This is a genomic window from Pseudomonas artemisiae (assembly GCF_057128685.1).
Genome location: NZ_JBSKHS010000030.1, coordinates 1 through 5,417, shown reverse-complemented (window position 1 = coordinate 5,417; position 5,417 = coordinate 1). Strand labels below are relative to the sequence as shown.

General features: G+C 58.6%; 3 protein-coding genes. 1 reads left to right on the top strand and 2 read right to left on the bottom strand.

Going from position 1 to position 5,417, the window contains the following annotated elements:
* Positions 1 to 193: 193 nt before the first annotated feature.
* Together typA and thiI are read right to left on the bottom strand one after the other, a co-directional pair.
* Positions 194 to 2,002 carry a translational GTPase TypA gene (typA, locus tag ACWKV4_RS20525; RefSeq protein ID WP_483834039.1) on the bottom strand — a complete coding sequence of 603 codons (1,809 nt, stop codon included), beginning with the start codon at positions 2,000 to 2,002 and terminating at the stop codon, positions 194 to 196.
* 117 nt (positions 2,003 to 2,119) lie between these two features.
* A complete protein-coding gene (thiI, locus tag ACWKV4_RS20520) occupies positions 2,120 to 3,574 on the bottom strand; it encodes a tRNA uracil 4-sulfurtransferase ThiI (protein WP_483834040.1) in 1,455 nt (484 codons plus the stop codon).
* Between the two features lie 323 nt (positions 3,575 to 3,897).
* On the opposite strand from thiI, the gene glnA reads away from it, so the two are divergent.
* Complete coding sequence (gene glnA, locus ACWKV4_RS20515; RefSeq protein ID WP_483834041.1) at positions 3,898 to 5,304, top strand: glutamate--ammonia ligase; 1,407 nt, start codon at positions 3,898 to 3,900, stop codon at positions 5,302 to 5,304.
* Positions 5,305 to 5,417: the final 113 nt, after the last annotated feature.

Genomic DNA, 5,417 nt, shown 5'->3' with positions numbered 1-5,417 from the left:
CCTAAGCCCTGTAGCGTACAGGGCCCAGGCTCAAACGGCTTAACGATCACTGTCCAGGTTTTGGGGCGCAGTTCAACATCCGTTTGTGCGATGAGGCGTGGCCGTCAGCTTACGAATAGCGCAAAACAAAAACCCCTGCCACCGTGAGGTAACAGGGGTTTCTGTTTCGCGAGCTATCGCTCTTACAACGAAATTACTTAGAGGCGCGCTTACGCTCGTTCTCGTTCAGTACTTTCTTACGCAGGCGGATCGACTTCGGCGTTACTTCAACCAGCTCGTCGTCATCGATGAACTCCAGGGCCTGTTCAAGGGTGAACTTGATCGGCGGCACCAGGGCGATGGTTTCGTCCTTGCCCGAAGCGCGCATGTTGTCGAGCTTCTTGCCCTTGGTAGGGTTGATCACCAAGTCGTTGTCGCGGCTGTTGATGCCGGCCAACTGGCCTTCGTAGATTTCCTGGCCAGGCTCGAGGAACAGCTTGCCGCGGTCCTGCAAGGTTTCCAGCGAATAGGTCAGCGCCTTACCGGTAGCCATGGACACCAGCACGCCGTTCTGACGGTGGTTGACGTCACCAGCCTTGATCGGGCCATAGTGGCTGAAGGTACCGGTGAGGATCCCGCTGCCAGACGTCATGGTCAGGAAGGCGTTACGGAAACCGATCAAGCCACGGGCTGGAATGGTGTACTCCAGGCGGATACGCCCTTTGCCATCCGGCACCATGTTGGAGAGGTCGCCCTTACGCAGGCCCATCTGTTCCATCACCGCACCCTGGTGCTGCTCTTCGATGTCAATGGTGACCGCTTCGTAGGGCTCCTGCTTTTCGCCGTCCACTTCCTTGATAACCACTTCAGGACGCGAAATGGCCAGCTCGAAGCCTTCGCGACGCATGGTTTCGATCAGCACCGAAAGGTGCAGTTCGCCACGGCCGGAGACCTTGAACTTGTCGGCGCTGTCGGTTTCCTCGACACGCAGGGCCACGTTGTGCAGCAGCTCTTTTTCCAGGCGCTCTTTGATATTGCGGCTGGTAACGAACTTGCCTTCCTTGCCGCAGAACGGCGAGTCGTTGACCTGGAAGGTCATGCTCACGGTTGGCTCGTCCACGCTCAGTGGAGGCAGCGCTTCGACGGTCTGTGGGTCGCACAGGGTGTCGGAGATAAACAGCTGATCCATGCCGCTGATGCACACGATGTCACCCGCTTCGGCTTCAGCGACTTCGACACGCTGCAGGCCGTGGTGGCCCATCAGCTTGAGGATACGGCCGTTACGCTTCTTGCCTTCGGCATCGATGGCGATGACCGGGCTGTTGGCCTTGATGCGGCCGCGGGTGATGCGGCCAATGCCGATAACACCCAGGAAGCTGTTGTAGTCCAGTGCGGAAATCTGCATCTGGAACGGGCCTTCGAGGTCGACCTTGGGCGCCGGCACGTGGTCCAGGATGGCCTGGAACAGAGGGTCCATGTTGTCGGCCATGTCCTGGTAGTCCAGGCCGGCGATGCCATTCAGGGCGCTGGCGTAGACGATCGGGAAGTCCAGTTGTTCTTCGGTGGCGCCCAGGTTGTCGAACAGGTCGAAAATCAGGCCCGCGACTTTATCTGGGTCCGCGCCTGGGCGGTCGACCTTGTTCACGACCACGATCGGACGCAGGCCAGCCTTGAAGGCTTTCTGGGTGACGAAACGGGTCTGCGGCATAGGGCCGTCTTGAGCGTCGACCAGCAGCAGCACGGAGTCCACCATGGACATCACGCGCTCGACCTCGCCGCCGAAGTCAGCGTGGCCGGGGGTATCCACGATGTTGATGTCGTAGCCGTTCCACTTGATCGCAGTGTTTTTCGCCAGGATGGTAATGCCGCGCTCTTTTTCCTGGTCGTTGCTGTCCATCACGCGTTCGTCGTTCAGCTCTTTACGGTCCAGAGTGCCGGACAGCTTCAAGAGCTTGTCGACCAGAGTGGTTTTACCATGGTCAACGTGGGCGATGATGGCGATGTTACGAAGCTTATCTCTCACAGGGCATATCTCGATGATGAATTCGGTGGGGCCGGCTCAAGGCGACGGCCGATCAATGGGCGCGATCAGCGCGCCGGGTCAGGGGGGCGATGGCGACCACGGCCACCAAGGCCCCTCCTAGGCCGGACGATAAACGCGCACATTGGCGTGCCCCTCGCTGAGCAGGTGATGAGCATGCAGCCTGCTCATGACACCCTTGTCGCAATACAACAGGTATTGCCGGCCAGGATCGAGATCCTTGAACCGGTTGTTCAACGCATAAAACGGCAGTGCCCGTACCTCCACCCCTTCGACTGACAGCGGGGCGTCTTCCTGGGCATCGGGGTGACGAATATCCAGCACCACATGGCTGGCCAAGGCTTCGCCGACCTCTTCGATCTCGACCTGCTGGCCCAGCTCGTCGATCACATTGTCGATGGACACCAGTCGGGCGCGTTCAAAGGCGCTTTCCAGTACCGCCATGTCGAAGCGCTGCTCTTCGCGCTCGATACGATAACCACGAGCGCTGGTGGTAGGGTTTACCGAGATCACGCCACAGTATTCAGGCATATGCTTGGCAAAATCCGCGGTACCGATAGCGGTGGCGGTGTCGATGATGTCTTGCTTGTGCGTTGCAAGCAACGGGCGCAGCACCAGCGTGGGCGTTACCGCGTCGATGACCGCCAGGTTGGTAAGCGTTTGACTGGACACCTGGGAAATCGCCTCGCCAGTTACCAAGGCGTTTATCTCCAGGCGTTCGGCCATGCGACTGGCGACGCGCAGCATCATCCGCTTGAGGATGACGCCCATCTGGCTATTGTCCACTTTGGCAAGGATTTCACCTACCACTTCTTCAAACGGCACGCTGATAAAAAGCACGCGGTGGGAGCTGCCGTACTTCTTCCACAGATAATGCGCCACCTCCATCACACCCAGCTCGTGGGCCCGGCCGCCCAGGTTGAAGAAGCAGAAATGGGTCATCAAGCCACGGCGCATCATCTGGTACGCCGCTACGGTGGAGTCGAAGCCACCGGACATCAGCACCAGGGTCTGCTCCAGCGCGCCCAGGGGGTAACCGCCAATGCCCGCATGCTGGCCGTGGATCACGAACAGGCGCTGGTCACGGATTTCCATCCGCACCACGACTTCCGGGGCCTTGAGGTCAATACCCGCCGCACCGCACTGCTGGCGCAACTGGCTACCCACGTAGCGGTCGACGTCCATGGAGCTGAAGGTGTGGCGGCCAGCACGCTTGCAGCGCACGGAGAAACGCTTACCCGGCAGCAAATGACCAAAGTGCGCCTTGCACTTGGCAACGATGTCGTCGAAGTCGCCCAGCGGGTATTCATCCACTTGCAAGAAATGCGCGATACCCGGCGTGCAGCTCAGCCGCTCGATCAGCTCCTTGAGAACCTTGGCGTCGGTGACCTTCGTTTGAATCTCGATGTTGTCCCACACGCCGGCCACCTTGATGTCGGCGTCCAGGTCACGTACCACCGCGCGAATGTTTTTCGCAAGCTGGCGGATGAACTGCTTGCGCACCGGCGGGCTTTTGATGGTGATCTCGGGGAAGACTTTTACGATGAGTTTCATGAACAGCGCGCGCAATGGCCCAGCTGGAAAAAAGGGGCAGCATTATAGCGGAAATTGTTCAAGCTTTGACCAACTATCTGTCGAAAGGCGCAAGCGCACCAAAATTGCACACAGCTTCACTCGAATGCGCCTTTAAAGGGCGGCTAATTTTTATCGAGACGCTATTACACCTATACAATCGGGCATTTGGGCCACTGTGCCCATCTCAGGGCACTGGCATGTAAATTGCTCCCTTGTGAGGCAGGTTGCCATGGCCGAGTATGCGGCGGCAGCACTGAATCTCGGGAGCGACACAGTACGCTCCAATCCACCCGGAGGACACCATGTCGAAGTCGGTTCAACTCATCAAAGATCATGACGTAAAGTGGATTGATCTGCGCTTCACCGATACCAAAGGCAAGCAGCAGCACGTCACCATGCCAGCGCGCGATGCTCTGGATGACGACTTCTTCGAAGTCGGCAAGATGTTCGACGGCTCCTCCATCGCAGGCTGGAAAGGCATCGAAGCCTCCGACATGATCCTGCTGCCAGACGATGAAACCGCCGTGCTGGACCCGTTCACCGAAGAGCCGACCTTGATCCTGGTCTGTGACATCATTGAACCGTCCACGATGCAAGGCTACGACCGCGACCCACGCGCCATTGCCCACCGTGCCGAGGAATACCTCAAGTCCACCGGCATCGGTGACACCGTTTTCGTGGGCCCGGAGCCCGAGTTCTTCATCTTCGACGAAGTGAAGTTCAAGTCGGATATTTCCGGCTCGATGTTCAAGATCTTCTCAGAGCAAGCCTCCTGGATGACCGACCAGGACGTCGACGGCGGCAACAAGGGCCACCGCCCAGGCGTGAAAGGCGGCTACTTCCCAGTGCCACCGGTCGATCATGACCACGAAATCCGCACGGCCATGTGCAACGCCCTGGAAGAAATGGGCCTGACCGTCGAAGTTCATCACCACGAAGTGGCAACCGCCGGCCAGAACGAAATCGGCGTGAAATTCAATACCCTGGTGAAGAAGGCTGACGAAACCCAGACCCTGAAGTACGTGGTGCACAACGTGGCCGATGCCTACGGCCGCACCGCGACCTTCATGCCCAAGCCACTGTACGGCGATAACGGCTCGGGCATGCATGTGCACATGTCGATCTCCAAAGACGGCAAGAACACCTTCGCGGGCGAAGGTTATGCCGGCCTGTCCGACACCGCCCTGTTCTTCATCGGCGGCATCATCAAGCATGGCAAGGCCCTGAACGGCTTCACCAACCCGTCCACCAACTCTTACAAGCGCTTGGTGCCTGGTTTCGAAGCGCCGGTCATGCTGGCCTACTCGGCCCGCAACCGCTCCGCGTCCATTCGTATTCCTTACGTCAACAGCCCTAAAGGCCGTCGTATCGAAGCGCGCTTCCCCGACCCAGCCGCCAACCCTTACCTGGCTTTCGCGGCCTTGCTGATGGCTGGCCTGGACGGTATCCAGAACAAGATTCACCCGGGCGATGCCGCCGACAAGAACCTGTACGACCTGCCGCCTGAAGAGGCCAAGGAAATTCCACAGGTATGCGGCAGCTTGAAAGAAGCCTTGGAAGCCCTGGACCAGGGCCGCGCCTTCCTGACCAAAGGCGGCGTGTTCTCCGATGACTTCATCGATGCCTACATCGAGCTGAAATCCGAAGAAGAAATCAAGGTTCGCACCTTCGTACACCCACTGGAATACGACCTGTACTACAGCGTCTGATTTCGCTTGGCTGTACACAAAAGGCCTCCTTCGGGAGCAATGCTGTTCACTTAAGCGGAGCAGCCTTGCGGTTAACCGGATACCGGGTTTTTGACATCTTCACCACCCTGGGC

Bases quoted from the DNA above. Each gene is read 5' to 3' on its own strand.
- thiI (WP_483834040.1), bottom strand. From the start codon at position 3,574: ATGAAACTCATCGTAAAAGTCTTCCCCGAGATCACCATCAAAAGCCCG.
- glnA (WP_483834041.1), top strand. From the start codon at position 3,898: ATGTCGAAGTCGGTTCAACTCATCAAAGATCATGACGTAAAGTGGATT.